General features: G+C 61.5%; 25 protein-coding genes. 10 read left to right on the top strand and 15 right to left on the bottom strand.

All coding sequences use genetic code 11. From position 1 onward, the window contains the following. The first annotated feature begins 224 nt into the window (after positions 1-224). Positions 225-1781, top strand: a complete 1557-nt coding sequence (locus AC1DF8_RS24420) for a helicase HerA-like C-terminal domain-containing protein (RefSeq protein ID WP_113116228.1) — start codon at positions 225-227, stop codon at positions 1779-1781. 105 nt (positions 1782-1886) lie between these two features. Here AC1DF8_RS24420 and AC1DF8_RS24415 read toward each other — a convergent pair whose 3' ends face one another. Both AC1DF8_RS24415 and AC1DF8_RS24410 read right to left on the bottom strand, forming a co-directional pair. Next, the gene (locus AC1DF8_RS24415; protein WP_112971006.1) at positions 1887-2189 is read right to left on the bottom strand and encodes an alkylphosphonate utilization protein; all 303 of its coding nucleotides are present in this window, start codon (positions 2187-2189) and stop codon (positions 1887-1889) included. Between the two features lie 146 nt (positions 2190-2335). Then, a complete protein-coding gene (locus AC1DF8_RS24410) occupies positions 2336-2836 on the bottom strand; it encodes a metal-dependent hydrolase (RefSeq protein WP_478155360.1) in 501 nt (166 codons plus the stop codon). 460 nt (positions 2837-3296) lie between these two features. On the opposite strand from AC1DF8_RS24410, the gene AC1DF8_RS24405 reads away from it, so the two are divergent. Beyond that, positions 3297-4823 (top strand): ABC-F family ATP-binding cassette domain-containing protein, encoded by a 1527-nt coding sequence (locus AC1DF8_RS24405; protein WP_478155359.1) that lies wholly within the window; start codon positions 3297-3299, stop codon positions 4821-4823. Positions 4824-4878: 55 nt separating this feature from the next. On the opposite strand, the gene AC1DF8_RS24400 is transcribed toward AC1DF8_RS24405, so the two are convergent. The 3 genes from AC1DF8_RS24400 to AC1DF8_RS24390 form a co-directional block, all read right to left on the bottom strand. Continuing rightward, positions 4879-5655: a VOC family protein gene (locus AC1DF8_RS24400; RefSeq protein ID WP_112543044.1), complete on the bottom strand. Its 777-nt coding sequence runs from the start codon at positions 5653-5655 to the stop codon at positions 4879-4881. 112 nt (positions 5656-5767) lie between these two features. Further along, on the bottom strand, positions 5768-6232 hold the full coding sequence (locus AC1DF8_RS24395) for a DUF1579 domain-containing protein (RefSeq protein ID WP_478155358.1): 465 nt from the start codon (positions 6230-6232) through the stop codon (positions 5768-5770). An 87-nt stretch (positions 6233-6319) separates the two neighbouring features. Beyond that, entirely contained in the window at positions 6320-7063 is a 744-nt protein-coding gene (locus AC1DF8_RS24390) for a DUF899 domain-containing protein (RefSeq protein WP_478155357.1), read from the bottom strand. A 90-nt stretch (positions 7064-7153) separates the two neighbouring features. On the opposite strand from AC1DF8_RS24390, the gene AC1DF8_RS24385 reads away from it, so the two are divergent. The 3 genes from AC1DF8_RS24385 to AC1DF8_RS24375 all read left to right on the top strand — a co-directional run bounded on the left by AC1DF8_RS24385 (position 7154) and on the right by AC1DF8_RS24375 (position 9085). Further along, positions 7154-7600: a MarR family winged helix-turn-helix transcriptional regulator gene (locus AC1DF8_RS24385; RefSeq protein WP_112971012.1), complete on the top strand. Its 447-nt coding sequence runs from the start codon at positions 7154-7156 to the stop codon at positions 7598-7600. 113 nt (positions 7601-7713) lie between these two features. Further along, on the top strand, positions 7714-8121 hold the full coding sequence (locus AC1DF8_RS24380; RefSeq protein ID WP_478155356.1) for a MerR family transcriptional regulator: 408 nt from the start codon (positions 7714-7716) through the stop codon (positions 8119-8121). After that, the gene (locus AC1DF8_RS24375; protein ID WP_478155381.1) at positions 8090-9085 is read left to right on the top strand and encodes an aldo/keto reductase; all 996 of its coding nucleotides are present in this window, start codon (positions 8090-8092) and stop codon (positions 9083-9085) included. Before AC1DF8_RS24380 ends, AC1DF8_RS24375 begins: the two co-directional genes overlap by 32 nt. A gap of 63 nt (positions 9086-9148) precedes the next feature. On the opposite strand, the gene AC1DF8_RS24370 is transcribed toward AC1DF8_RS24375, so the two are convergent. Then, entirely contained in the window at positions 9149-10693 is a 1545-nt protein-coding gene (locus AC1DF8_RS24370) for an acid phosphatase (RefSeq protein ID WP_113116234.1), read from the bottom strand. A gap of 211 nt (positions 10694-10904) precedes the next feature. On the opposite strand from AC1DF8_RS24370, the gene AC1DF8_RS24365 reads away from it, so the two are divergent. Beyond that, positions 10905-12203, top strand: a complete 1299-nt coding sequence (locus AC1DF8_RS24365) for a cytochrome-c peroxidase (RefSeq protein ID WP_478155355.1) — start codon at positions 10905-10907, stop codon at positions 12201-12203. A 57-nt stretch (positions 12204-12260) separates the two neighbouring features. Here the strand turns inward: AC1DF8_RS24365 and AC1DF8_RS24360 are convergent, their stop codons facing one another. Further along, positions 12261-12683, bottom strand: coding sequence for an organic hydroperoxide resistance protein (locus tag AC1DF8_RS24360; RefSeq protein WP_007818814.1), 423 nt, complete (start codon positions 12681-12683; stop codon positions 12261-12263). Between the two features lie 127 nt (positions 12684-12810). On the opposite strand from AC1DF8_RS24360, the gene AC1DF8_RS24355 reads away from it, so the two are divergent. Continuing rightward, positions 12811-13287: a MarR family winged helix-turn-helix transcriptional regulator gene (locus AC1DF8_RS24355; protein ID WP_113203626.1), complete on the top strand. Its 477-nt coding sequence runs from the start codon at positions 12811-12813 to the stop codon at positions 13285-13287. A 61-nt stretch (positions 13288-13348) separates the two neighbouring features. Here the strand turns inward: AC1DF8_RS24355 and AC1DF8_RS24350 are convergent, their stop codons facing one another. Further along, positions 13349-14749, bottom strand: a complete 1401-nt coding sequence (locus tag AC1DF8_RS24350; protein ID WP_112543036.1) for an MFS transporter — start codon at positions 14747-14749, stop codon at positions 13349-13351. A 123-nt stretch (positions 14750-14872) separates the two neighbouring features. On the opposite strand from AC1DF8_RS24350, the gene AC1DF8_RS24345 reads away from it, so the two are divergent. Then, a complete protein-coding gene (locus tag AC1DF8_RS24345) occupies positions 14873-15835 on the top strand; it encodes a LysR family transcriptional regulator (RefSeq protein ID WP_478155354.1) in 963 nt (320 codons plus the stop codon). Between the two features lie 146 nt (positions 15836-15981). Here AC1DF8_RS24345 and AC1DF8_RS24340 read toward each other — a convergent pair whose 3' ends face one another. The 5 genes from AC1DF8_RS24340 to AC1DF8_RS24320 form a co-directional block, all read right to left on the bottom strand. Beyond that, a complete protein-coding gene (locus AC1DF8_RS24340; protein WP_112543034.1) occupies positions 15982-16707 on the bottom strand; it encodes a L,D-transpeptidase in 726 nt (241 codons plus the stop codon). A 176-nt stretch (positions 16708-16883) separates the two neighbouring features. After that, complete coding sequence (locus AC1DF8_RS24335) at positions 16884-17696, bottom strand: L,D-transpeptidase (protein WP_112543033.1); 813 nt, start codon at positions 17694-17696, stop codon at positions 16884-16886. 147 nt (positions 17697-17843) lie between these two features. Then, positions 17844-18767, bottom strand: a complete 924-nt coding sequence (locus tag AC1DF8_RS24330) for an alpha/beta hydrolase family protein (RefSeq protein ID WP_112543032.1) — start codon at positions 18765-18767, stop codon at positions 17844-17846. Positions 18768-18881: 114 nt separating this feature from the next. Continuing rightward, on the bottom strand, positions 18882-20507 hold the full coding sequence (locus AC1DF8_RS24325) for a cisplatin damage response ATP-dependent DNA ligase (protein ID WP_478155353.1): 1626 nt from the start codon (positions 20505-20507) through the stop codon (positions 18882-18884). Positions 20508-20510: 3 nt separating this feature from the next. After that, entirely contained in the window at positions 20511-21521 is a 1011-nt protein-coding gene (locus tag AC1DF8_RS24320) for a ligase-associated DNA damage response exonuclease (RefSeq protein ID WP_478155352.1), read from the bottom strand. 155 nt (positions 21522-21676) lie between these two features. Here AC1DF8_RS24320 and AC1DF8_RS24315 point away from each other — a divergent pair, with 155 nt between their 5' ends. Next, the gene (locus AC1DF8_RS24315; RefSeq protein ID WP_113145925.1) at positions 21677-22273 is read left to right on the top strand and encodes a DUF922 domain-containing Zn-dependent protease; all 597 of its coding nucleotides are present in this window, start codon (positions 21677-21679) and stop codon (positions 22271-22273) included. Between the two features lie 5 nt (positions 22274-22278). Here AC1DF8_RS24315 and AC1DF8_RS24310 read toward each other — a convergent pair whose 3' ends face one another. Beyond that, on the bottom strand, positions 22279-22851 hold the full coding sequence (locus AC1DF8_RS24310) for a dienelactone hydrolase family protein (RefSeq protein ID WP_478155380.1): 573 nt from the start codon (positions 22849-22851) through the stop codon (positions 22279-22281). Between the two features lie 133 nt (positions 22852-22984). On the opposite strand from AC1DF8_RS24310, the gene AC1DF8_RS24305 reads away from it, so the two are divergent. Then, the gene (locus tag AC1DF8_RS24305) at positions 22985-23956 is read left to right on the top strand and encodes a glycerophosphodiester phosphodiesterase family protein (protein ID WP_478155351.1); all 972 of its coding nucleotides are present in this window, start codon (positions 22985-22987) and stop codon (positions 23954-23956) included. Here AC1DF8_RS24305 and AC1DF8_RS24300 read toward each other — a convergent pair whose 3' ends face one another. After that, entirely contained in the window at positions 23957-26254 is a 2298-nt protein-coding gene (locus tag AC1DF8_RS24300) for a putative bifunctional diguanylate cyclase/phosphodiesterase (protein ID WP_478155350.1), read from the bottom strand. Positions 26255-26306: the final 52 nt, after the last annotated feature.

The following is a 26306-nucleotide window of genomic DNA, read 5'->3' as shown; positions in this document are numbered from 1 at the left end:
TGCCTCCTGTTTTTGACGTTAACGTCAACGTAATCGAATTGAGAGGGCAACTCAAGCGGCTCTCCCTGTCAGCGTCCGCTCCCGCTTTCCGTTTTAACACAGGCAGTTGTCCGTCTCCTGTCGCCTGCTTATAACAGAGAAACGATATTTGCATGACTGTGCGGAAAGAGCACTCCGCATATTCTGGAATTGAGCGGCGGCATCGACCGAGGGAGACAATCTACATGCTCGAGGACGGCAAGATTTTCATCGGCGCAAGCCGCAATCCTGATGACAGCATCAACAAGGGCGAATATCTCGACCTCAAGTTCGGCAACCGTCACGGACTGGTGACCGGTGCCACCGGCACCGGCAAGACGGTGACACTGCAGGTGCTGGCCGAGGGCTTTGCTCGCGCCGGCGTACCGGTCTTCGCCGCCGACATCAAGGGCGACCTCTCGGGCATCGCCGCCAAGGGCGAAGCGAAGGACTTCCTCACCAAGCGAGCCGAGCAGATCGGCTTTGACGATTACGAACTCGAGCAGTTCCCGGTCATCTTCTGGGATCTGTTCGGCGAGAAAGGCCATCGTGTGCGCACCACCATCGCCGAGATGGGGCCATTGCTGCTCGCCCGGCTGATGGATGCTTCCGAGCCGCAGGAAGGCGTCATCAACATCGCCTTCAAGATCGCCGACAAGGCCGGCCTGCCGCTGCTCGACCTCAAGGATTTTACTGCGCTGCTCAACTATATGGGCGAGAATGCCACAGAGCTTTCCAGCCAGTTCGGTCTGATTTCCAAGGCTTCGGTCGGCTCCATCCAGCGCGCGCTGCTGGTGCTGGAACAACAGGGTGCGGAACATTTCTTCGGCGAGCCGGCCCTGAAGATCACTGACATCATGCGCACCTCGAACAATGGCTACGGACAGATTTCCGTGCTTGCCGCCGACAAGCTGATGATGAACCCGCGCCTTTACGCCACCTTCCTGCTGTGGCTGCTTTCGGAACTCTTCGAAGAACTGCCGGAAGTGGGCGATCCCGACAAGCCGAAGCTCGTCTTCTTCTTCGACGAGGCGCATCTGCTCTTCAACGATGCGCCGAAGGTGCTGATCGAGCGCGTGGAGCAGGTCGTGCGCCTCATTCGCTCCAAGGGGGTCGGCGTCTATTTCGTGACGCAGAACCCGCTCGATGTTCCGGAGACGGTGCTCGCCCAGCTCGGCAACCGTCTGCAGCATGCGCTGCGCGCCTATTCGCCGCGCGAGCAGAAGGCGGTGAGGACGGCGGCCGACACCTTCCGCCCCAACCCGGCCTTCGATTGCGCCACCGTCATCACGACGCTCGGTACCGGCGAGGCGCTGGTCTCGACGCTTGAAGCCAAGGGCGCACCCTCGATCGTCGAGCGCACGCTGGTCCGCCCGCCGTCCGCCCGCGTCGGACCGCTGACGGATGCCGAGCGCCAACTGGTCATGGATCACAGCCCCGTACTCGGCGTCTATGACGAGGACGTGGACCGTGAATCCGCCTTCGAGATGCTGGCCGCCCGCACCCAGAAGGCCGCAGATTCCGACGCGGCCAAGCGGGCGCAGGAACAAGCGCCGGCGCCGCAGGAGGGCAGCACGACATCAGGCTGGACCCTACCCGGCTTCGGTGGCAGCGATAACGACGACAAGGCACAGCCGCGCGGCCGTTCCGGCTACCAGCGCGAAACGGTGATGGAAGCGGCGATGAAGAGCGTCGCGCGTACGGTGGCGACGCAGGTCGGCCGGGCGCTGGTGCGGGGGATCCTGGGAAGCCTGAAGCGGTAGGACTGAAGCGTGGTGCGATCTCTCGGATCCGCTGCCACGCTTTAAATCTGTCCGGCGCGGCCGGCATCGCAGAACGGCTGCGCGCTCTTGTGCAACCAGCGTTGATCAGCGCTTGCGGACAAATTCCGTGCGCAGGACAAGGCCCTTGATCGTATCGTGACGGCAGTCGATCTCTTCGGGATTATCTGTCAGACGGATCGAGCGGATAACCGTGCCCTGTTTCAGGGTCTGGTTGGCGCCCTTTACCTTCAGGTCCTTGATGAGCGTGACGGAATCGCCGTCCTTCAACACGTTTCCGGAGGCGTCGCGAACCTCGGATGCAGCCTGCGCGGCTGCAGCCATCTCGGAGGCCGGGCGCCATTCGCCTGTCGCCTCGTCATAAACATAGTCGTCGTCACCAACTGCCATCATTTCGCCCCCGATCATGAATGTCTCTTCAGCCCTGGACGGCGGCTTATAACGATCACAGGGTGTTGTGCAACTGCTCCGGTAAGCCTCCGTTAGCAGAACTCAATGCAGCTTTCCGGGACCGGCGCGAGGCCGTCGCATGTTGGTCAGACCGCAGGTCGACCGGCTTCGGCGCGTCGGCGGCGCATCAGGAAGAGGGCGAGCGCCGAAAGGCAGATCGAGATTTCCAGCAGGAATGTCCAGTGAATCAGGAAGCTCACGATCCAATTGGCATGGGTTGCGGGGACCCGAACCAGTTCGAACTCATGAAAGGAGAAAGGTGCCAACCAAAGGAGCGGCGCCGCGATCGTATCCATGACCATATGCAGCATGGCGGCTGCGAAGAAGACGAAACCGGTGGCGAGCCAGTCCGGACGGAGCCATTTGAGGAACGGCAGGACCAGGACCGCCGCGACCAGCCAGAAGAGCGGCCAATGCGTGACATAGGCATGGTGATGAACCCGGCCGCCGGAGGCGTAGAAATAGATCATGTCGAAATCCGGCGCGATGCTGCCGATCAGCGCTGCCGCCATGACGGTAGAGGATGATGCCCTGCGTCGCGCTGCAGTTCCAAGAATATAGCCTGCCGGCAGATGAGCGATGAGCATGCGGTGCCTCCCTGTGACGCCTGACATCGCTAGGAGGCGATTGTGTCGGGATCAAAGCGGCTGCGACATGAAGACTTCGGTGTGGCTGATTTCTGCCGGCATGGTGTGAAGGGGTGCGAGTGCGATGCGGCTATCTCTATCGTGATCCCTTGTTTCCAGGCGCGAGCAATGGTATTTCCCTCGTGCAATCGAGAAAGAAAGGAGGGCTGCGCATGAATATCTATTTCCGGCATCATCGCCAGCGTGGCCCAGTCAACGCCCTGCAAATGCGTTTGCAGGGCTGACCAGAGACCGTTTCTCGCAAATCTCTTCCTGGTCTGCCCCTAGTGGCACTGCTGCACCTGAATGCCCGCCGTTCAAGCTGCAAGCATTTCATAATCCGCCAAGCATAACGCGCTTTTCCGTCGATGGCTGGAAGCCCCGGATATGCGCGATCGCTTGGCAAGACCAGGATACGATCATGACCCTCATCAATATCCGCAATCTCGGCATCGTTCTCTCCGCGCCGCTGTTTTCGAAGCTCAATCTCGTCGTCAATGYCGGCGACCGAATCGGCCTCGTGGCTGCGAACGGGCGCGGCAAATCCACCCTGCTCAACCTGATGACGGGCAAGCTGGAACCGACCGAAGGCGAGCTCACCAGGGCGCGCGGCCTCACCATCGGCCATGTGGAGCAGAATGTGCCGCCGGCACTTCTCGACGCGAGCTTCCGTGACGCCGTGCTTCACGCCCTTCCTCCCGATCAGGCCGACGGCGAAAGCTGGCGTGCGGATGTCGTGCTGGAATCGCTCGAAGTGCCCGAGGAATTGCGCGAGAGGCCGCTCCGACAGCTCAGCGGCGGTTGGCAGCGGCTGGCACTGATCGCCCGCACCTCGGTGAACGAACCGGACGTGCTGCTGCTCGACGAGCCGACCAACCATCTCGATCTCGAAAAGATCGCGCAGGTGGAAAACTGGCTGAACGCGCTGCCGCGCGATACGCCCGTGATCATCTCCAGCCACGACCGCGCCTTCCTCGATGCGACGACCAACCGGACGCTCTTCCTGCGGCCGGAGCAATCGCCGGTCTTCGCCCTGCCCTACAGCCGGGCGAGAGCGGCACTCGACGAGGCGGACGCATCCGATGCGCGGCGTTACGAGAAGGATATGAAGACGGTCGAGCAGTTGCGCAAACAGGCGGCCAAGCTCAACAATATCGGCATCAATTCCGGCAGCGACCTGCTGGTGGTCAAGACAAAGCAGTTGAAACAGCGCGCCGAAAAGCTGGAGGAAACGGCAAAGCCCGCGCATCTGGAGCGTTCAGCAGGCGCAATCCGCCTCGCCAATCGCGGCACGCATGCCAAGGTGTTGGTCACGCTTGAGGATGCGGAAGTCACCACGCCTGACGGCACGCTGCTCTTCCGCACGGGAAAGCAGTTCATCTGCCAGGGCGACCGCATCGTACTGCTCGGGCTCAACGGCGCCGGCAAGTCGCGGCTGATCTCCATGCTGCGCGCGGCGATCGCCGAGCCGGAAACAGCAAAGGCAGGCATCAAGGCTACGCCCTCGCTGGTGCTCGGTTATGGCGATCAGCTGCTTGCCGATCTCAGCGATGCCGACACGCCGCTGCAGACGATCATCCGCCGCTTCGATGTCGGCGACCAGCGGGCGCGCTCACTGCTTGCCGGCGCCGGCATGACGATCGAGATGCAGGGCAAGCCGGTCAAACTGCTCTCGGGCGGGCAGAAGGCACGGCTCGGCATGCTGGTGCTCAGGCTGACGCAGCCGAACTTCTACCTGCTCGACGAGCCGACGAACCATCTCGACATCGAGGGTCAGGAAGCACTGGAAAACGAACTGCTGGCGCATGAGGCGAGCTGCCTGCTCGTCTCTCACGACCGCAGCTTCGTGCGCGCGGTCGGCAACCGCTTTTGGCTGATCGAGCGGAAGAAGCTCGTGGAGGTGGAGAGTCCTGAAGGCTTCTTTGCAAGTGTGGGAGGGGCTGGGTAAGGCCTGCAGAGATGAGGGAGCGCGCGGATGCGTGCTCCCTCCTTGTTGACGATGACTACCGCACAGCCGCCGAGAGGCAGAAAAACGCTCCCTGCGGATCCACGGCCTGGCAGACCCAGCCGCCGGGGACTTCCATCGGACCGTTGACGACCTTGCCGCCGCCGGCATTGGTGCGCTCGATCGCAGCATCGAGCGCGGGCACGGTGAAATAGTAGGACCAGAAGGCCATGCCGACCTCAGGCGGGCGGGTCATCATGCCGCCGGTCTGTTTTCCGTGTTCGGCGAAGATGTGGTAGACACCCATTGGCCCCATGTCGAAGTCCTGATCCTTCGTCCAGCCAAAGAGCCTGGAATAGAAGTCGAAAGCCTTTGCCCCGTCATTGGCATAGAGCTCGCGCCAGCCGACATGGCCGGGCGTGTCGAAGGGCAATTCCGGCGGCGGGTTTTCCATCGGCAGCGGCGTCATGATGCAGAGCACCGCTCCGTCCGGATCGGCGACGACCGCGAAACGGCCTATGCCTGGAATATCCGCCGGCTGGCGGCGGATGGTGCCGCCATTTGCGGAAAAGTCGCGTGCCGACTGATCGACATTGTCGACGGCGACATAACCAGTCCAGTTCGGTGGAATGCCCTGCCCTTCCAGCTCTGCAGGAAAGGGCATCATGCCGGCGACCCTGACGCCGTTTGCTTCGAAGATGACATATTCCGGCTGGTCCGCCGCCGGCATTTTGCTCGATGTCCAGCCGACGACCGATCCATAGAATTTTGCCGCCGCATCGGGATCCGGCGTCATCAGTTCGCACCATATGAACTTGCCATGCGTATTGGACATCGTGTTCTCCTCGGTCCACGCTTGAGTTCTGTCTCGTTGTTTGCACGCAATTCCGGACACAAAACCGCTCTCGCACTTTTGCTGGAATTGCGCTTGAGATGCCCCGGCGATTTCAGCCCTTGCGGGTGTATTTGACTTCCATGAACTGCTTCCAGGTGCCGTCGGCTTCCCTGGCGCTCGATGTGAAGGTCCTGACATTGTCGTCGAGAAAGGCGATCTGCTCGCGATAGTCGGCAAGGCCGTCACCTTCGAAGGCCGGCCCTCTGGTGAAGAGCGACAGAACATTTCCCGAGGGATCGACCTCGCCCTCATAGACCCACATGTAATCCATCATCGAGCCGATCCAGCTGCCGACATATTTGCTTTTGCTGGAGTCGTAGCCGAGGGTCAGGATTGTCGTTGCCTGCTTGCCGTCGCTCATTTGACCGGCTCCTTCGGCAACGAACCAAATGCCCTGCAGGGAGCGCACGGTCTCCTGCCAAGGCTTGTCGCCGGTCATGTCTGAGGCGGCGACGATCCAGTCGCCGACCATTTTCTCCAGGAAAGCATGCTCCTTCAGCACTTCTGCAGTCTTCATCGTCCTTCTCCTCCGGATGATGGATGGCTGGCTGGATGCTTCATGCAATTCCGAACGCAAAACCACGACAGTTTTGCGGGAATTGCGTTAGTGGCAGCAAGATGAGGCCTGGGGGGCTTCCTCATATTCATCGTGACGCTTCACGAAATCCATCGTCGAATCCTCGTTGCGACCCTTGGGGGCATGATCCAGGATCATCAACGTGCCGAGAATTTCTTCCGCGCCGCGGGCGTAGCTCGAATAGGTATGGAACACTTCGCCCTTCTCATTCTTGTAGAAGGCCGAAAGTCCGGGCAGTTCGTCATTGGCCTCATCAGGCGCTACGGAAGTAAAATTGTAAAAGACCTTGTCCTTGGCAAGGTCCTCGGGCGTGAAAGATACGTGATAGTCGAAATTGAAGTCGCTGCCGAAAGACGAAACCCAGGGAAATTTCCAGCCCATACGCGTCTTGTAGGCCTCGATCTTGGCGAGCGGCGCGCGGGCGACGGAAACAAGGGTGACGTCATGGTGGTTGAGGTGCGCCAACGTGCCGTCGAGGTGATCGGCCAGGAACGAGCAGCCCGGGCAGCCGGCTTCCCATTCGGGGCCGAACATGAAGTGATAGACCATGAGCTGGCTGCGGCCATCGAAGAGGTCGGCGAGCGATTTCGGCCCCTGAGGCGTGTCGAACATGTAGTCCTTCTCCACCTTCACCCAGGGCAACGCCATGCGTTCGGCATTCACCTTGTCTCGGAGATGGGTCGCCTCCTTCTCTTTCGAGAGCAGGGAGCGGCGGGCTTCAAGCCATTGCTCGCGGGAAACGACGGGATTTTGAGTTACCTTGTTCAGCATGGTCTACGCCCTCCTCCGGCGCGGCCGGCACGTTCCGGCAAATAGTCTCCTCTTCTTGACTAAATAGATTGATATCAATAGAAATGGATCATGTCAAACGCGATAATGATTCCATTTTCTACGACGCTTCTGGTGCGCGACACGTGCCTCTGCCTGCACGTACAGCGCGCCGCCCGCGCGCTTGGCCGCCTGTTCGACGATGCGCTGCGGCCCGTCGGATTGACCAACGGGCAGTTCTCGCTGCTGATGTCCTTGAACCGGCCGGAACCGCCGCCGATGGGCCCGGTCGCAAGCCTGCTTGCCATGGACCAGACGACGCTGACGGCAGCGCTGAAACCGCTGCAGCGCAGGGGGTTGGTCGACATCGTGCCCAACCCGAAAGACCGGCGCGGCCGGCTACTCCGGCTGACGGATGAGGGGCGAGCCGTGCTGCAGAAGGCTCTGCCAATCTGGGAAAGCACGCATGCGTCGCTCGAGGCGAAAATGCCCGGGGGCAATGCGGATGGGCTGAGGCGAGACCTGCAATACCTGGCGTGATCATTCTGCTGCCGGGGACAAGACGCCTGCAAAATCAGCCTTAAAAAGCCTCTTGACTTAGAGCGCGCTCGAAGCCGTAGCTTCCTTGGCGTCGTGACGAGAACAGGTGTTTCATGAAGATCAGTGACCTCGCGAAACGGTGCGGTCTGTCGGCTCATACGCTGCGTTATTACGAGCGTATCGGCCTGCTGCCCTATGCCGATCGCGACCGATCCGGACAACGCGACTACGACGCTTCAATCCTTTCCTGGATCGAGTTTCTCGGCCGTCTGAAGACGACCGGCATGCCGATCCGCGACATGCTGCTTTATGCAAAGCTTGCCGGTATCGGGAAAGCCACTTTCAGCGAGCGTCGCGAGATGCTCAAAAAGCATCGTGAGCATGTCCGGGCCCATGTGGCCGATCTCGAATCCTGCCTTCGCGTCCTCGACGGCAAAATCGCCTCCTATGAGGAGGCGGAAGAAAGGATGAGAGATGACAAACGGAAGATTGCAGACACGCCGGCTCGGGCAAGGACTTGAGGTCGGGTCGATCGGCCTCGGCTGCATGGGCATGAACTGGGCCTATGGCGCAACGGCGGACGATAGAGGTGAGGCGATCGCCACGATCCATCATGCGCTCGAGCGCGGCGTCACCCTGCTCGATACGGCCGATACCTATGGTCCGCACACCAACGAAGAACTTGTTGGGGAAGCGATCAAGGACCGGCGTGACCAGGTGGTACTGGCAACTAAGTTCGGCATCGTACGCGCAGCAGGAGCGATGCCCGGCGTCAGCGCCCAGTCGGCCAACGGACGGCCAGACTATGCAAAGGCATCCTGCGAAGGGTCTTTGCGCCGGCTCGGCGTCGACCATATCGATCTCTACTATCTCCACCGTGTCGATCCCGATACGCCAATCGAAGAGACGGTGGGCGCGATGAAGGAACTCGTCGAAGCCGGCAAGGTCCGACATATCGGCCTGTCGGAAGCGAGTGCCGAGACGATCCGCAGGGCGCATGCCGTGCATCCCATTACTGCCGTTCAAAGCGAATATTCGCTCTGGTCGCGCGAGCCGGAAGACGGCGTGCTGCAGACGCTGCGTGAACTCGGGATCGGACTTGTCGCCTATTCGCCGCTCGGACGCGGTTTCCTGTCCGGAGTGATCAAGTCTGTCGACGAACTCGCGCCCGGCGACTACAGGCGCAGCTCGCCGCGGTTCATGGGTGAGAACTTGCAGCGGAACCTCGAACTGGTCGCGGTGGTCGAAGAGATTGCGCGCCGCAAGGGCGCAACACCCGCACAGCTGGCGCTCGCCTGGGTGATGGCTCAGGGCGAAGATATCGTGCCTATTCCCGGCACGCGCCGCCGCACGCGGCTCGACGAAAATCTTGGAGCGGCTGCCGTTGATCTGACGCAGCAGGATCTCGAGGAAATCGCCGGCGCCCTGCCCCGCGCTGTCGGAGATCGCTATAGCGAAGTCGGCATGCGCGCGCTCAACGGATAAGACATCCGAAAGCAAGAAGTCTTCTCCCCAATGTCTGGGGAGAAGACAACGTTATCGTGACGATCAGCGCGTCAGGTCGAGCGATGCCGTCAGGTTGCCCATCGGCGGCTCGTTGTTCAGCGCCAGCGCCCTGTCGCGGGCAAGCAGGCCCGGAAGCACCGGCAGGTCGTAACGGGCCGTGATCAGGCGCAGGATCGAGGTCGTGTCATATTGCGTATGATCGACCATGCCGCCCTTGGCATAGGGCGAGATGATGAAGGCTGGAATGCGATTGCCCGGGCCCCAGCGGTCGGCCTTCGGCGGAGCGACGTGATCCCAGAAGCCGCCGTTTTCGTCATAGGTGACGATGACGAGCATATGACCCCATTGCGGGCTCTTTTCGAGATGGGAGACGAGATCGGCGAGGTGCTGGTCACCGCTCGAGACATCGGCGTAGCCACCATGTTCGTTGAGGTTGCCCTGCGGCTTGTAGAAGGAAACGGCCGGCAGTTTGCCGTCGTCGATATCCTTGATGAAGCCTTCGCCGCCGAGGCCGCCGTCCTTCAGATGCTCGGCGCGGGCGGGCGTGCCCGGCGCAAAATTGGCAAAGTAGTTGAAGGGCTGGTGATGGAACTGGAAGTTCGGCACCGGCGTGGCGTTCTTGCCATCGAGGGCTGCCTGCCATGCGCCGCCGTACCATGCCCAGCTGACGCCCTTTAGTGACAGGAGATCGCCGATGGTGATCTCGTGCTGCGGCGGCAAGGTGTTGGGCTGCGAGGGATCGGCATAGGCTGCATCACCGTCCTTGGCCGGTGCATTGGCGCTCGGCTGGTAGGGCGGCTGCATGGTGTTGACGGCATAGAAATCCGGCGTGAGGTTGCCGTCGGAGACGAATTTCGGGGCACCGTCGAGCGCGGATTTTGGTGCATTTTCGGCAACGGTCAGCGAAATGCCGTCGGCATCGACCTTGGCGATCGTGGGCTTGGCGGGGCTCTTGTCGGCATCCGCATAATAGGGTGCGCAAGCGCAGATCAGCTGGAAGTGGTTGAAGAAGGAGCCGCCGAAGCCGCCCTGGAAGAAGTTGTCGGCGAGGACGTATTTCTTGGCGACCTGCCACATGGGCAGGATCGAGCCGTCATAGTGGCCCATGACGAGGCTGCCGGAATCGGCCCAGGCGACGAACTTGTCGTTCTTGCCGCCATCGATCTGCATCTGCTCCTCATAGAAGCGGTGCCAGAGGTCGCGGGTGATGACATTGGTCGATTGAGCAAAGCCCTTGGGATCGTCGATCGAGAAGACGGCATTAGCAAGGTGAGCGGACTGGGCCTCGGTGACGGCGGGTGTCACACCCTTGGCGGTGAGACCGCCCCAGGAAGGCGGCAGTTCGGAAAGCGGCGCGCCATCGCGATCGAGCTGGCGTGCCTGGCTTTCGCTTGCATTGGCGAGGCCGTTGGCGCCCGGAAAGCTGCCATAGAGGTTATCGAAACTGCGGTTTTCAGCGTAGATGACGACGATATTCTGGATCTTGTCCATGCCGGCGGGTGCTGCATGGGCGGCCGTGGCAAGCGCCAGCGGCAGCATGGCCGAGCCGGCCAGCGAAAGATTGCGGAGGAATTTCAGTCTGGTCATGGCGGGATACCTCATGGCTAAGGGGGCGTGGCTAGAGGGGCGTCGGGCGGACGTGGAAAGACCCAGCGCAGGCGAGACGCTATTCCCGCCATCTATCAACTTTGTGACATCGGGCGGGTTGTTGCTGCGGCCGGTACGCGCGCGTCATCAATCTGTTGCAGTCAGGTTCGATCATGAGCATGCATTATGTTAACTCGTTGGAATCGCTGACATGGCGACAAAGATTATCTGGCTTCTGCGGTCCGGACTGGCGCTTGGTCTGGCGGCCAGCACGCTTGGTTTCAGCCTTATTCCCCTGCGGCAAAGCAGCGCGGCCGTCACCGGCGGCGCGCACCCCGGCCCGATGTCGCGGGCACAAGCCTATGCCCGCGCCGAGGCGCTGACGGAACTCGGCCGCAAGATGTTCTTCGATTCCTCGCTTTCGGCCTCCGGCATGCAGGCCTGCGCCTCCTGTCACGACCCGCATCATGGTTTCGCTCCTGATACCGCGACACCGGTCGAAATGGGCGGGGCGCATCTGGACCGGCCGGGCCTGCGCGCGGTGCCGACCTTGCGCTACCTGCAGGCGGTCCCCTCCTTCACCGAACATTTCTACGATTCCGAGGATGAAGGCGACGAGAGCGTCGACAATGGGCCAACGGGCGGCCTGACCTGGGACGGGCGGGTGGACCATGGCTATGACCAGGCGAAGATCCCGCTGCTTTCGCCTTTCGAAATGGGCAACAAGGACGAAAACCAGGTCGTCACCTCGCTCAGCAAGGCAGCCTATTCCGGCGACTTCAGGGAGATTTTCGGCCAGGATGTCTTCGGCAATGCCCGGGATGCGTTCCAAGGGGCAGTCGAGGCGCTCAGCACTTTCGAGCAGAGCGGCGCAGACTTCTATCCCTATTCCAGTCGCTATGACGCCTTTCTTGCCGGCAAGGGCACCCTGACGGCACAGGAGCTTCACGGGCGCGAACTCTTCGAAGACCCGGCCAAGGGAAACTGTTCGAGCTGCCATCTGAGCGAGCCCGCCAATGACGGGGAGCCGCCGCAATTTTCCGACTTCGGCTTCCTCGGTCTCGCGGTACCGCGCAACATGGCAATCCCGGCCAATGCCGACCCCAACTACCATGATCTCGGCCTTTGCGGCCCTCAGCGTACCGATTTCAAGGATCGGCCGGACTATTGCGGTCTGTTCCGCACGCCGACGCTACGCAATGTGGCGCTTAAGAAAAGCTTCTTCCACAATGGCTATTTCCACTCGCTGCGCGACGTCGTCTCCTTCTATGCCACACGCGACAGCGATCCGGGCCGCTGGTATCCGAAGAACGCCGACGGCACGATCCGCAAATATGACGATATACCGGAGGCCTATTGGGGCAATCTCAATCAGGACCCGCCCTTCGGCCGCAAGCCCGGCGATCCGCCGGCACTGACGGAATCGGAAATCGACGATATCGTCGCTTTCCTCGGCACCCTGACCGATGCCGATCAGTTGCCCGGGCCAGCACAGCAGGCGGCGCATTGATCCAAAAGAAAAGGCCGGAGCATTGCCCCGGCCCTTGTTCACTGGCGCAGCAAGTAATCAGGCAACCGTGACCGGAACTTCGGTCGAGGTGCGCATGGCGTGGCTGTAGGGGCAAACGATGTGGGCGGCAGCTGCGAGCTTTTCGGCAGTTTCGCGGTCGACACCCGGGATGTTGACGGTCAGGGCCACTTCGATGCCGAAGCCGCCGCCATCTTCACGCGGGCCGATGCCGACGGTTGCGGAGACGGTGGTTTCCTCGGGAATCTTGACCTTTTCCTTGCCGGCCACAAATTTCAAAGCACCGAGGAAGCAGGCGGAATAACCGGCCGCAAAGAGCTGTTCGGGATTGGTGCCGGTTGCGCCGTCGCCGCCGAGTTCCTTCGGCACGGTCAGCGTGACGTCGAGAACGCCGTTTTCGGAAACGGCGCGGCCTGCGCGGCCACCGGTGGCGGAAGCTTTGGTCGTGTAGAGAATAGGCATGACAATCTCCTTTGGTTGGCCCCGTTCGTTCGGGTTGAGTTTTTAATAATGCCCAATTAAATTGTACGCAAGTGAATTTTGCAAATTGCATTCGGAATTTGAAAAGAGGACAATGGGACCTCTGAGGATGATAGCGATGAAAGCGAGAACGGCGAAAGTGATGGAAATACCGGAAGAGGAAAAGCGGCTGGAGAAGCAGCTCTGTTTCGCGGTTTACGCGACGGCGCATGCCTTTACCCGCGCCTACAAGCCCATACTTGACAAGGTGGGCCTGACCTATCCGCAATATCTCGTCATGCTGGTTCTATGGGAAAAAGCCGAACTGCCGGTCAAGACGATCGGCGAGCAGCTCGATCTCGATTCCGGCACGCTCTCCCCTCTCCTCAAGCGGCTGGAGCAGAACGGCCTCATCAAGCGCACCCGCGATTCCCGCGACGAGCGACAGGTCATCGTGTCGCTGACACCGAAAGGTCAGTCGATGAGGGGCGAGGTCAATACGATCATGTCGTCGATCGGCGAGGCGATCGGCTGCACGCTGGAGGAAATGGCGGTCATGCGCGACATGCTGACCCGGCTGCGCGGAAATCTCAACGCAAGCATATAGGCCGAGGCCAAGCACGGCCTGAAAGACGATGCCCGCGCCACCCCGGCGCGGGCAATTTGCATTATTCCGCTGCCTGATAGGCCTGCGGGCGAAGCGTGGCGCTCTTCGGGCCGACAGCAGCAAGCAGGGTGATCAGGATCGCCAGCAGCGCCACGAAGACGATGCCGCCGACATAGGGATCCCAGCCGAAGTGCGGGGCTGCGGCGAAGATGGCGGAAGCGGCCGCAAGCACGATGCCGCCGCCGATCTGGAAGGAGGCAAAGAGCAGGCCGGAGGCAAGGCCGGACTTGTCTTCCTCGACGTCAGACAGTGCTGCAACCTGGATTGCCGGATAGGTCATGGCATAGCCGACGCCGAGCGGGATCTGGTTCAAGGCAACCAGGATGATCGGATCGATGTGGCCGACCAGAGCAACCCAGAGGATATAGCTCGTCGCCTGCAGCCCGACGCCAACCGCCATCAGGCCCGTCGTGCCGCGGTTCTGCGCGACAGTGGCAAAACGCGGTGCAAGGAACATCACGCAGACACCGCCGAAGGCGAAGCAGAAGCCGGTGGCAAAGGCCGACCAGCCGATCACATCCTGATAGTAGAGCGTGGCGATGAACTGGAAGCCGACATAGGCTCCCTGGAACAAAGCGGCGATGGCATTGGCATGGCTGAGCTTTGCCCGGCGGAAGATATGCAGCGGCACCATGGGATCGGCATGGCGCGATTCGACAATCAGGAAGAGTGCGATCAGCACCACGGAGGCAACGAGCGAGCCCCAGGTGAAGAAGTCATTCCAGCCGGCTGCGGCAGCGTTGGTAATGCCGAAGACGAAGAGTAGCAGGCCGGGGGTGATCGTCAAGGCGCCCGCCCAGTCGAAATGCTTGCGTCCCTCGCCGCGCCGCGCATCCGGAGGCAGGACAAAGGGAGCGATCGCCAGCGTGAGGATCGCGACCGGAGCGCCCATGACGAGCGTTGCCCGCCAACTCACGAGGGTGGCGGCACCGCCGAGCACCATACCGAGCACAAAGCCGGTGGCACCCGTCGAGGCGAAGACGCCGAGCGCCTTTGCCCGCTTCTCGCCCTCGCCGAAGACGGAGAGCAGCAGGGCAAGGGCCGCCGGGGCGGTGAAGGCTGCGGCGATGCCTTTTACCAGGCGGGCAGCGATCAGCGTCGGGCCGCTATCGACGAAACCGCCGGCAATGCTGGCGGCCGCAAAGATGCCGAGCGACCAGAGGAAGACGCGGCGGTGGCCGAAGAGGTCGGCGACACGGCCGCCGAGCAGCAGAAACCCGCCGTAACCCAGCACATAGGCGCTGACGGCCCATTGAAGCGAGGTTGGCGGCATACCAAGTTCGGTCTGGATGGCAGGCAGGGCGACCCCGATGGTGGAAACATCCATGGCGTCAAGGAAATTCGCAGCGCAGAGCAGCAGCAACGCCAGGCCGGCTCCGCGTGGAGATGGGGAATTGGTCATCGATCTCGGTTCCTTCTTTGCTGCCGTCGTCGCCGGGAGGCTGGCGGGCGGCAGGGAACGAGAAAATGTACAGCTTCAAACCCTATTGCAAATTGATAGTAGCCATGTCAGGTATTACTCATAATGATGAATGATGCTGTCCTTCGCAAAATTGATCTGAACCTTCTGCTTGCCTTTTCAGTGCTGATGCAGGAGCGCAATGTCAGCCGTGCAGCTGAAAGGCTGTTGCTCGGCCAGCCCGGACTTTCCGCCGCGCTCAAGCGATTGCGCGAGGCGCTGGACGACGAACTCTTCATACGCGTCGGCCGCGGCCTGCAGCCGACAGCGCGGGCGCTGGCGATCGCCCCAGCGATCGAGGATGCTCTTTCCGGCATCGAACGGGCGATCCGCCCGCCCAAGGGTTTCGACCCATYGACCTGGCAGGGTGAATTCCGCGTCGGCATGTGCGACAATCTGGAAACCGCTTTCTTCGGCCCGCTGGTTGCGCGGCTACGTCAGCTTGCGCCGGGCGCGCGGCTCGTGGGCGTGGCAGCCGACAAACGCGATGCGGCGCAGATGCTTGATGACGGCGCCTACGAATTCAGCATTTCCGTTCATGGCGAACCCGCCTCCTGGCACATCCGCATGCCGCTGTTCGAGCAGTGTTCGGTCGCCATTTACGATCCGCAGCAATTGAAACTGAAGCCGCCGATCAGCGTCGAGGATTTCGTCGCCGCACCGCATATCGCCATCTCCTTCGTCGGTAGTGCGACGACGGCGGTCGATGCCGCGCTCGACAAGGTGGGTTTGAGCCGCAACGTGGTGGCGACTGTGCCCCGCTATTCGGCGGTGCCGCCGGCGCTCAGAGCCATGCCGTCGATTGCCATCGTGCCGGAATCGCTCGGACGCTGCATGGCGCAGCTTCACAATCTCGAGGTCTCGATGCCGCCGATCGAGCTGCCGGCCGATCCTGTGTCGATGCTGTATCGGCGGGTCGACAGGGCGGACGAGCGGGCGTCGTGGTTTCGGCAGTTGTTTGTCGAGGTGGCGGACAAGGCGCTGCTTGCCTCGGGGTGCAAGGCTGGGATTTGCGCTGAGGCGGCGTAACTATCAAGTCAAAAGAAAACCGCCCGTGTTGGGCGGTTTTTGTGTTTTGGGGTTAGGCACCCTTCCAGCCCTGCGCTTACGCTTCGGGCGTTCGCTGCTGCAATCGATTCACTGGATCGATTGCTCGGGCTACGCCCGACCGCAGCTCACTGCCAAACAACGATCGGGGTTTTGTTGGGAACGCGATCGTAGAGGTCAATGATGTCCTGGTTGAGCAGGCGCACGCAGCCCGACGAGACGGCCTTGCCGATGGAGCGCCATTCCGGGTTGCCGTGCAGGCGGTAGAGCGTATCTTCGTTGTTCGAGAAGATGTAGAGCGCGCGCGCACCGAGCGGATTCAAGAGGCCTGGCTCCATGCCGCCACGCTCGATTGAGTATTTCGCAAGCTCCGGCTGGCGGGCGACCATCTCGTTCGGTGGCTTCCAGCGCGGCCATTTCTGCTTCCACTGGATGACGCCATTGCCCGACCAGGCGAAACCTTCGCGGCCGATACCGACGCCGTAGCGCATCGCCATGCCACCGGGCTGGACGAGATAAAGGAAGCGCGAGGGCGTATCGACGACGATCGTGCCCGGCGGCTGGCCGGTCGGATCCACGACCTGCTGGCGATAGTAGCGCGGGTCGATCTGCTGGTAGGGAACGGCGGGGATGAGGAAACCGCCGTCTTCGATTGGGCCGTACATGACGGCAAGTTCTGCTTCGCTGGGTACGCTCGTCGTCTGGAACGCGCGGAAGGGCGAACGGTAGCTGATCGACATGCCGCCATTTTCGACCGTATTCGAAGTGGAGGCACAGCCTGCCAGCGCGGAAGCCGCTGTCAAAGCCGAAAAGGAAAGAAAGCTACGACGGGAGATGGGGTTATCGAGGCTCATGACGCGGGACTGATTTCCTTCGTGATGCGGGGCTTGCCATAAACGCAACTCACCCCTGATTCGTCCAATGCCGAAATCGACAAGGAAAAAATCTATCGGCTTATACTAAATAAACCATAGCATCACGCAGACGTGTCCAGCTTCGGGCAGACGATCTCGCCCGCCCTGTTGCAGCCCTACATCACCACGATCTCCGACTTGGCCGACACGCGGTCGTAGAGGTCGACCACATCCTGGTTGAGCATGCGTACGCAGCCGGAGGAAACCGCCTTACCGACGGATTGCCAGTCGGGCGTGCCGTGAATGCGATAGAGCGTGTCCTGGCCATCCTTGAAAATATACATGGCGCGGGCGCCGAGCGGATTTGCAAGGCCCGGATTCATGCCGCCATTTTCCGCCGAGAAGGGACGAACTTCCGGCTGGCGGGAGACCATTTCGACCGGCGGCGTCCAGCGCGGCCACTTCTGCTTCCACTGGATGACGCCGCGGCCCTTCCAGGCAAATCCCTCGCGGCCGAGGCCGACGCCGTAACGCATGGCCCTGCCATTGCCTTCAACGAAATAGAGGAAGCGGTCCTGGGTATCGACAACGATCGTGCCGGGGCGTTCGTTGGTCTGGTACTCGACCTCCTGGCGCAGATATTCCGGACGGATGCGAGTGGCGGGGATGGCCGGCAGCGTGAAATCGCCGTCCCTGACCTGGCCGTACATGCCCATGTCGAGGTTCAGCGGGTTGCTGACCGGCAGGCCATAGGTCTGATTGAACTGCGTCCTGTAGAGTTCGCGTGTATGCGGCACCGGTTGATCGGGAAGCGGCTTGACGCGACGCGGATCGACGCCCGGCGGCTCGTAGAAGACCGGTGAAATCTCCTGCACGAAGCGCGCAGGCGAATCGGCTGCGACATCGGGGACAAGAATGTTGCAGCCGCTGAGCATCGTTGCAGCAGCCGCGAGCCCGACAAACGGGAAAGCCCGGCGCAGAAAATTCATGAAACCACCCTCATCAGCGATCACGGAGACAGCATTATCTGCTCACAGGATGGCATTCGCGGCTGGCGCGAGGCTGGTGCCAGAAGCTGGAACCCGCCGAAAAAGACGGATGACGCAGGTCCCTGCCGGACATGCATCCGGCAGCTGTCAGGCCGCCACACCGTGGAAGAATGCGATGCTCTGCGCGATCTCGGCCGGCAGTGCCGAAGTGTGGTTGCCGTCAACCGTATCTGCTTCGATATGCGTACCGGCCGCACGGGCACGCGAAACGAGAAGATCGGCGCGATCGTTGAAATGAGACTCTTCCGTGCCGTGCAGCACACGCACCGGGCACTTGAAGCTGTGCGCATAACAAAGCGCCGTGCGTACCTCGAATTCATGCGCGTTGGAATCGTCGAAGCGGATGTCTTCGGGATAGCGGTTGAAGAAGCGGAAGGCATCCGCATTGCCCGAAATCGGCACCGCCGCCCGAAAATGATGCGTACTCATCGCCGTCAACATGGTCAGCGTACCGCCGATGCTGTGGCCGGCAATGAAGAGGCGCGCGGGATCGACGCCCGGCAGATGGCGCAGGCGCTCGGTCGCGGCAAGCACGTCGTCCACCTCGTCATAGAAACCGGAAAAATTGCCCATCTGGCCGTTTTCGCCGCGCATGGAAGGCATCATCACCACATAGCCGGCATCCACGTAGGGCTTCATGAGCTGCCAATGGCCGATGCCCATGGCATTGCCGCCGTGAAGGAAGAGGATGCCGGGCTTCGACTTGGTCCCGCGCTTGTATTTGGACACCCAGGCCGTCAACTCCAGCTCGCCGCCATAGCCGGAGCGGTAGAATATCCGGTCGGCATCGGCCGGTGCCGTCAGCGGCTCATATTTATCCGGCGCCGGCCCCTTCTGCAGCAGCTTGGTGCGGAAGTGATGGCGGACACTGGCATAGTCATGCTTGGCGAGCCTTGGAACATCGGGGACATCGAAGGCATTCGCGAGGCGAGGCAGCATAAGAGAGCCGGCTATCCCTGCAAGCACGCCGCGGCGTTGACGGAAAAAGGCATTTCGTTCTTGCGAGCTCATACGCGGCACCCATCATTTCCCCGGCCCAAAAAATCTGCACCGGACGAACCTTGCCGCCAATACACATGCTGTTGAAAACGGGGGACTGCGTCATTTTTGCGCAGGCAGGTGATATCAACCCGCCTTGGCGTCGATCATAGCAATGAGCGTGCGCAGGCGATCGGCCTCGTAGGAGGGCTTGTCGGGGCGCAATCTCGCGATGCGGGGGAACCGCATGGCTACGCCCGACTTGTGGCGTGTGGAGCGATTGATTCCCTCGAAGGCGACTTCCACCACGAAGCCGAACTCCTTGTCCGCCCGCACTGCGCGGACCGGGCCGAAGCGCTCGGTCGTGTTATTGCGCACGAACTTGTCCAGCACTTCGAGCTCGGCATCGGTGAAGCCGAAATAGGCCTTGCCGACAGGGACGAGCTGTTCGCCATCCTCATCCTCCGCCCAGACGCCGAAGGTGAAATCGGAATAATAGCTGGAGCGCTTGCCGTGGCCGCGCTGGGCATACATCAGCACCGCATCGACATTGTAAGGATTGCGCTTCCACTTGAACCACGGCCCCTTCATGCGACCAGCCTGATAGATGCTGTCGCGGCGCTTGATCATCACGCCTTCGATAACGGGATCGGGCGGGGCAGCACGAAGATCGTCCAGCTGCTCCCAGGTGGAGAACGGCACCAGAGGCGAGAGGTCGAAGCGGTCGTGCGGGGCGCGGTCGATAATTTCCGAGAGCCGGTCGCGACGCTCGATATAGGGCTTGCCGCGCACGTCCTGGTCGCCGTCGAAAAGCATGTCATAAGCGCGGATGAAAGCCGGATATTCTTCCAGCATCCGTGCCGTCACCGTCTTGCGGTTCAGGCGCTGCTGCAGGTCGGAGAAGGTGCGGGTCGGGTTGTTGGAACGCGCCGTGCCGCCAACCAGAAGCTCTCCGTCGATGACGCCGGAAAAGCTGATCGAATCAAGAATATCAGGAAAGGCACCGGAGATATCGTCGCCGGAGCGGGAATAGATCCTGCGTGTCTCGCCGGAGCGGGAGAGCTGGACGCGAATACCATCCCATTTCCACTCCGCGGCATAATTGGCGGGGTCGAGACTATCGAGATCGCCCTCCTCCACCGGATTGGCAAGCATCACGGAATGGAAGATCGCAGGCGTTGCAAGCACCGGCTTTTCCTCACCACCCTCCAGCCATTTGAAGAGCGATTCATAGGGCGGCTGCAGGCCGTGCCATAGAGTTTCGATCTCGGTCACCTCCTTGCCGCCGAGATCGGCAAGCGCCTGCTTGGCGAGGCGGGCGGAAACGCCGATGCGCAATGCCCCGGTCGCGAGCTTGATGAAGGCAAAGCGCCCGGAGGAATCGAGACGGTCGAGCAGGTCGCGCACGAAGCTGCGCACTTCCGTGCGGCCAAGCGAATTCATCCTGACGACCACCTCGCCGAGACGCGGCTGGGCGAGCGCAGAGCGGTCGACATCGCGTTCATTGTCCCAGACCAGCGAGATGGTTTCGGCGAGGTCGCCGACATAATCATAGGAGTAGCGGAAGAGCACATCGTCCATGCGCTCCAGAACCAGTTCGCGCAGCATGGCGGGCTTGACGTTGCGCACCTCCAGCGTGCCGGCAATGGCAGCAAGGCCATAGCCGCGATCAGGGTCGGGCGTGTCGCGGAAATAGTCGGTCAGCAGCTTGAGCTTGCCGTTGCGGCCGGGGGTCAAGACCAGGCGGTCGAGGAGGTCGGCGAAGGCTTTCATGCTTCAATCCCCCTCGTCCTCATAACCCACCAGATGCAGCGGCTTGGCCTTGATGCCCTGCAACTCGCACCAGCGCACCAGTGCCTCCTCGCGGCCATGGGTGACCCAGACTTCCTGCGGGGCAAGCTCGGTGATCGTCTCGGTCAGTTCCGGCCAGTCGCAATGGTCGGAGATGACGAGCGGCAGTTCGACACCGAGCTGTTTGGCGCGCTGGCGCACCATCATCCAGCCGGAGGCGAAGGACGGCAACGGATCGTTGAAGCGGCGGGCCCAGCGGTCGGCAAAGGCAGAGGACGGGCCGACGACGACGGCGCCCTTGAAAATGGACTTGTCGCGGCTTTCGATCGTGGCCGGCAGCAGTTCGCCGAGATCGATGCCCTGGCTGATATAATAATCGCAGAGACGTTCCATCGCGCCGTGAATATAGATCGGTTCGCCGTAACCGGCGTCGCGCAGCAGGCGGATGACACGCTGTGCCTTGCCGAGCGCATAGGCTCCGACGAGGTGCGTGCGTTCGGGAAACTGGCGCAACGAGGCGAGCAGCTTGCCGGTCTCGTCGATCGGATCGGGATGGTGGAAGACCGGCAGGCCGAAGGTCGCCTCGGTGATGAAGACATCACAGGGCACGGGCACATAGGCTTCGCAGGTCGGGTCGGGCCGGCGCTTGTAATCGCCCGATACGACGATGCGCGTGCCATTCTTCTCGATGGCGATCTGGGCCGAGCCCAGCACATGGCCGGCAGGATGGAAGCTTACCTTCACGCCGTTGACGACGAGTTCTTCGCCGAAAGCGACCGGCTGTTCGCTGGCAGAGAAGCCGTCGCCGTAGCGGATGCGCATGATATCAAGTGTCTGGCGGGTGGCGAGCACATTCACGTGGCCGGGACGCGCGTGATCGGAATGGCCATGGGTGATCAGCGCCCGCTCCACCGGCCGCACCGGATCGACATAGAAGCCGCCTTCCGGGCAATAGAGCCCTTCGGGGGCGGGATAGAGCAGCGCGTCTGGTCTCATGACAGCAAAGATAGTGGGAAATGCGTTTTGCGCCAGAGGGATACGCAGAACCAAATTCAGCGGTGAAGACGGGCTATGCGGCCTCTGTCCATTGCATCCGCCGCCAAGCCTCGTTAGCTTCGCCCGCGCTCGGCAAGGAAGCGGATGAGAGGCATATGAGGACTGTTTTCGGATATGCGTTGGTGGCGTTCGGGCTGGCTCTGCCTGCCGCGGCCGCGGCAACCGACTGGCAACCGAGTGAGGAAGTGAAGGCATATGCAATCGCCGGCCGCACCGGCATGCAGCTCTACCAGTCCATCGGCGAGCGCGGCCCGCAGGTCGGGCCGGGCCGGGTCATCGCGCATACGACTTTCAAGCTGACCTGGACGCGCAAATACGAACAGCAAGGCAGTGCCTGCACGCTGACTTTTGCAAAGCCGAAGCTCATCATCATCTACACGCTGCCGAAGGCGCCGAACGACCTGCCGGCGGCGACCAAGGCAAGTTGGGAGAGCTTCATATCGGGTGTGCGCATACATGAGCGCTGGCACGGCGAGACGATCATCGAAATGGTCAAGGAGATCGAGACGCTGAGCAACGGCTTCTCCGTGCCTGATGATCCCGGCTGCAAGAAGATCAGGCCGGAGCTGACGGTGCGGCTCGGAGAGCTCTCCAACAGGCAACGTCAGCGCGGCCGGGATTTCGACCGCGTGGAAATGAGCGAGGGCGGCAATATCCAGCAGCTCATTCTGAAGCTGGTGAACGGTCCCTGAGCGGTTCAGAGCGCCGCGAGGAAAGTGTCGACGCGGCTCCAGGTGGCCTCCGCCGCCTTTGCATCGTAGTCAGGCAGCGACGGATCGGTATAGAGATGGCCGGCGCCGGGATAGAGGAAGACCTCCAGGCTGATACCAGCTCTTGCGGCATGCGCACGCCATGGAGCCACCTCGTCCGCGGGCGCGAACTCGTCGGGGTCCGCCAGATGGACCTGAAGGGGAATGCCTTCGCGCGCGTTTGCCGGAATTTCTGCGATACCATGCAGCAAGAGGATGCCGGCCGCTTGCGGTCGTCCCGGCCAGAGGCTCGCGGCTACGCCTGCGCCCATGGAGAAGCCGCCGAGGACGGCCGATGCCGGCAAGTCGGCGATCGCCTTTTCAGCGCGCCCGCAAAGTTCGGCCCAGCCGATCTCTTTCCTGAGGGCAAAGCCTTCTTCGAGCGTACCCCCTACCCTTCCCTCGTAAAGATCCGGCGTTACGACTTGATGGCCTGCCGCGCGCAGACGCGCCGCGGCGTCGCGTTCAAGGGACCGCAATCCGTAGACCGAGTGAAAAAGTGCAATCGCCGCCATCACCATCTCCCTGTTTTCTGGGCTAAACATAGGGTTTCTGCAACGTGAAGGCGAGCTTTAACGCACAAAAGCCCCAAATGAGCCAAAGAACCACCGGAATCGCTTTCTAGCCATTGCCGAGGCACGGCCGGAGGGGATGATGGGACGGAAGCTCAAATATGCAGGCGCGGCAATTCTCGTATTTGCCGCCGCAGTTTATCTCAACAATACCAGCTTTTTAGCCAAACATCGCGAGGGCAAGCCGTTGCTTCTGGCGCATCGCGGCATTGCCCAGCGTTTCGATGAGACGGATCTCAAGAACGACACCTGCACGGCTACACGCATGCTGCCGCCAAAGCACGACTATCTGGAGAATACGATCCGCTCCATGCAGGCGGGTTTTAATGCGGGTGCGGACGTGGTGGAGGTCGATATCCACCCCACGACGGACGGGCAATTTGCCATCTTCCATGACTGGACACTCGATTGCCGGACAGATGGGCATGGCGTGACGCGGGAGCATTCCATGACCGAGATGAAGATGCTCGATATCGGCTATGGCTACACCGCCGATAACGGCAAGACATTTCCTTTTCGTGGCAAAGGCGTCGGTCAGATGCCGACCCTGGATGAGGTGCTTTCTACCTTCCCGGACAAACATCTGCTCATCAATGTCAAAAGCCGCGACCCCGCGGAGGGCGAAAAGCTCGCTGCCGTGCTGAATGGCCTGCCGGCTGAGCGGCGCGCCAGGATCATCGTTTATGGCGGTGATGAGCCGATCGATCGCTTCAGGCAATTGGCGCCCGAGATCCGCACGGCGTCGCGCGCCAGTCTCATGGGCTGCCTTACCGGCTATATCGGCTATGGTTGGACGGGTGCGCTGCCTGCCGATTGCAGGAATGTGATGATGCTGGTGCCGATCAATTACGCGCCCTGGCTGTGGGGCTGGCCCGACAGGTTCCTCAACCGCATGCAGGATGCGAATACGCTGGTCTTCGTGATCGGCCCCTATCACGGCGGCGGCTTTTCGACCGGTATCGACAGTGCCGAACGCTTTGCGCAACTGCCAGCCAATTACTCCGGCGGCATATGGACGAACGAGATCGAGACGGTCGCCGATCTGGTGAAGTGATCAAGCGCCCCGCGCGAGCAGCATGACGACGATTTCTTCCGGCGCAACAGGCTCGGAGAAGCGATAGCCCTGTGCCTCCTCGCATCCTGCGTGGCGCAGGAATTCCAGCTGCGCATCGGTTTCCACGCCTTCGGCGAGCACCGAGAGCTTCAGTGTCTGGGCAAGCGAAATGACGGCCGACGCGATGGCAACGGCAGTCGTATCTGCAGGCAGAGCCTCGACCAGCGAGCGGTCCATCTTCAGCCGGTCGAAGGGAAAGGTCTTCAGTGCCGCAAGCGAGGAATAGCCGGAGCCGAAATCATCGATCGACAGGCGCACACCGAGCGCGCGCAGAGAGAGCATGATCGCGAGCGCTCTGGCCGCATCCTGCATGATGACGCTTTCGGTCACCTCCAGCTCCAGCCATCGCGCATTGAGCCTATGGCTGTCGATCGCCTCGGCGACGTGGGAGGCGAAGTCCGGATCGGCAAACTGCTTGGGCGAGACATTGACGGCAATGGTCAGTGGCGTCAGGCCCATGTCCTGCCAGGCGCGAGCCTGGCGACAGGCCTCGTTCAGCACCCACAGGCCGAGCGGCACGATGAGACCGGTTTCCTCCGCAAGCGGAATGAAATTGGCAGGCGGTATCACACCCTTCATCGGGTGATTCCAGCGCACCAGTGCTTCGAGGCCGGTAACGCGGCCTGTCGCGACATCGACCTGCGGCTGGTAGAGCAGGAAAAGCTGGTGGGCGACGATCGCCTGGCGCAATTCCTCCTGTTCGGTGAGCGGCAGGTCGACGGAATCGCTTACAACGCCGTCGTGATATTGCAGCGTATTGCGACCGAGCTGCTTGGCGCGGTACATGGCGCGATCCGCATTGGTGAGCAGTTCGTCCGCTGTCGCGCCGTCCCATGGGAAGGCGGCGATGCCAATGCTTGAGGTGACAGCGATTTCACCCACAACGGAGCGGACCGGCTTGGAAATCGCCTTCTGCAGATCGCGCAGGCGCCGCATGATGCCGGCATCGTGACTGGACTGGTGGACGAGCACGACGAGGAATTCGTCACCGCCGAGGCGTACGACCATATCCGAAGCCCGTACGCAATTCGCCATGCGCGTGGCGGTTTCCTTCAGCACCTCGTCGCCGGCGGCGTGGCCGCTCGTGTCATTGATCTCCTTGAAATTGTCGAGATCGATGTAGGCAACGGTGACCTTGCGGTTGTTGCGCCGGGCCTGATCGAGGATCTTCGCCATGCGCTCCTTCAGAAAAGCACGGTTCGGCAGGCCCGTAAGATCGTCGTGATGGGCCATGAAATGAATGCGGTCATCGACACGCTTGCGCTCTACGGCAATGCCGGCGACGTGGGTGGCGAGCGCCACCAGTTTCATTTCGTGTTCGGTGGGGCGCCGCGTCTCTTTCGAATAAAGCGCGAAGGTGCCGAGGACATTCTTCTGCGAGGTGCAGATCGGCGTCGACCAGCAGGAGCGGAAGCCGAACTGGCTGACCATCGCCCGGAAATCCTCCCAGAGCGGGTCGGCCATGACGTCCTCGACGATGACGGTTTCGCCACGCCAGGCTGCCGTGCCACAGGAGCCCACCTTCGGGCCGATGACAACGCCGTCGATCATGCGGCTGTAGGCGCCGGGCAGATTGGGAGCCGCGCCGTGGTAGAGCCGCGTACCCTCGCTGTCCAGCAGCAGCACCGAGCCGGAAATGCCGGTCATCTGCCGCTCGATCATCAGCACCAGCGCTTCGAGGATCATCGGCAGCGGTTCGTTGCGGGCGATCATTTCCAAGAGGTTCGCCTGGCCGCGATAGAGCTCTTCCTGCCGCTTGCGCTCGGTAATATCGCGGGAGACGCCGATGAGCCCGACGACTTCGCCGCGATCGTTGCGCAGCGGTATCTTGGAGGTCAGGCGGCACATGGTACCGCCATCAGGCAGCGGCACGAATTCCTCCAGGTCAATGCGGGGCTCGCCGCCCGACATGATCTCCTGCTCGACATCGAAATACCGGCGGGCCGTCTCAAAATCGAACAGGTCGAAATCACGCTTGCYGGCGATCTCGGCAGCGTTCTCAAATCCGTGGCTGCGCGCCGTGACAGCATTGGCGAAAACGAAGCGGCCGTCGCGATCCTTGACGTACAGAAAATCGGGAAGCTCGTGGACGATCGCCTTGAGGCGGAGGTTCTCTATGCCTTCGGAAAGATGGTGCGCGGTCGCCGCCATCATTGCCTCGGTGGCAGCTACGATACGTTGTGTCTCGGCACTGAAGCTATCACCAGATTCCCAACGCCGGGCACCAATTCCATTCATGACGCTGTTCTCCCGGTAACCTCAGGCGCTGTCCACAATAGTCATAATTGAA

The sequence above is a fragment of the Rhizobium sp. 05N49 genome, assembly GCF_056396805.1.
This window is presented reverse-complemented; position numbering and strand designations above follow the sequence as displayed.

Excerpts from the sequence above, each read along its gene's own strand:
- AC1DF8_RS24420 (WP_113116228.1), top strand. The coding sequence starts at position 225 with ATGCTCGAGGACGGCAAGATTTTCATCGGCGCAAGCCGCAATCCTGAT.
- AC1DF8_RS24415 (WP_112971006.1), bottom strand. The coding sequence starts at position 2,189 with ATGGCAGTTGGTGACGACGACTATGTTTATGACGAGGCGACAGGCGAA.
- AC1DF8_RS24410 (WP_478155360.1), bottom strand. The coding sequence starts at position 2,836 with ATGCTCATCGCTCATCTGCCGGCAGGCTATATTCTTGGAACTGCAGCG.
- AC1DF8_RS24400 (WP_112543044.1), bottom strand. The coding sequence starts at position 5,655 with ATGTCCAATACGCATGGCAAGTTCATATGGTGCGAACTGATGACGCCG.
- AC1DF8_RS24395 (WP_478155358.1), bottom strand. The coding sequence starts at position 6,232 with ATGAAGACTGCAGAAGTGCTGAAGGAGCATGCTTTCCTGGAGAAAATG.
- AC1DF8_RS24390 (WP_478155357.1), bottom strand. The coding sequence starts at position 7,063 with ATGCTGAACAAGGTAACTCAAAATCCCGTCGTTTCCCGCGAGCAATGG.
- AC1DF8_RS24385 (WP_112971012.1), top strand. The coding sequence starts at position 7,154 with ATGTCAAACGCGATAATGATTCCATTTTCTACGACGCTTCTGGTGCGC.
- AC1DF8_RS24380 (WP_478155356.1), top strand. The coding sequence starts at position 7,714 with ATGAAGATCAGTGACCTCGCGAAACGGTGCGGTCTGTCGGCTCATACG.
- AC1DF8_RS24370 (WP_113116234.1), bottom strand. The coding sequence starts at position 10,693 with ATGACCAGACTGAAATTCCTCCGCAATCTTTCGCTGGCCGGCTCGGCC.
- AC1DF8_RS24365 (WP_478155355.1), top strand. The coding sequence starts at position 10,905 with ATGGCGACAAAGATTATCTGGCTTCTGCGGTCCGGACTGGCGCTTGGT.
- AC1DF8_RS24360 (WP_007818814.1), bottom strand. The coding sequence starts at position 12,683 with ATGCCTATTCTCTACACGACCAAAGCTTCCGCCACCGGTGGCCGCGCA.
- AC1DF8_RS24355 (WP_113203626.1), top strand. The coding sequence starts at position 12,811 with ATGATAGCGATGAAAGCGAGAACGGCGAAAGTGATGGAAATACCGGAA.
- AC1DF8_RS24350 (WP_112543036.1), bottom strand. The coding sequence starts at position 14,749 with ATGACCAATTCCCCATCTCCACGCGGAGCCGGCCTGGCGTTGCTGCTG.
- AC1DF8_RS24340 (WP_112543034.1), bottom strand. The coding sequence starts at position 16,707 with ATGAGCCTCGATAACCCCATCTCCCGTCGTAGCTTTCTTTCCTTTTCG.
- AC1DF8_RS24335 (WP_112543033.1), bottom strand. The coding sequence starts at position 17,696 with ATGAATTTTCTGCGCCGGGCTTTCCCGTTTGTCGGGCTCGCGGCTGCT.
- AC1DF8_RS24330 (WP_112543032.1), bottom strand. The coding sequence starts at position 18,767 with ATGAGCTCGCAAGAACGAAATGCCTTTTTCCGTCAACGCCGCGGCGTG.
- AC1DF8_RS24325 (WP_478155353.1), bottom strand. The coding sequence starts at position 20,507 with ATGAAAGCCTTCGCCGACCTCCTCGACCGCCTGGTCTTGACCCCCGGC.
- AC1DF8_RS24320 (WP_478155352.1), bottom strand. The coding sequence starts at position 21,521 with ATGAGACCAGACGCGCTGCTCTATCCCGCCCCCGAAGGGCTCTATTGC.
- AC1DF8_RS24315 (WP_113145925.1), top strand. The coding sequence starts at position 21,677 with ATGAGGACTGTTTTCGGATATGCGTTGGTGGCGTTCGGGCTGGCTCTG.
- AC1DF8_RS24310 (WP_478155380.1), bottom strand. The coding sequence starts at position 22,851 with ATGGTGATGGCGGCGATTGCACTTTTTCACTCGGTCTACGGATTGCGG.
- AC1DF8_RS24305 (WP_478155351.1), top strand. The coding sequence starts at position 22,985 with ATGGGACGGAAGCTCAAATATGCAGGCGCGGCAATTCTCGTATTTGCC.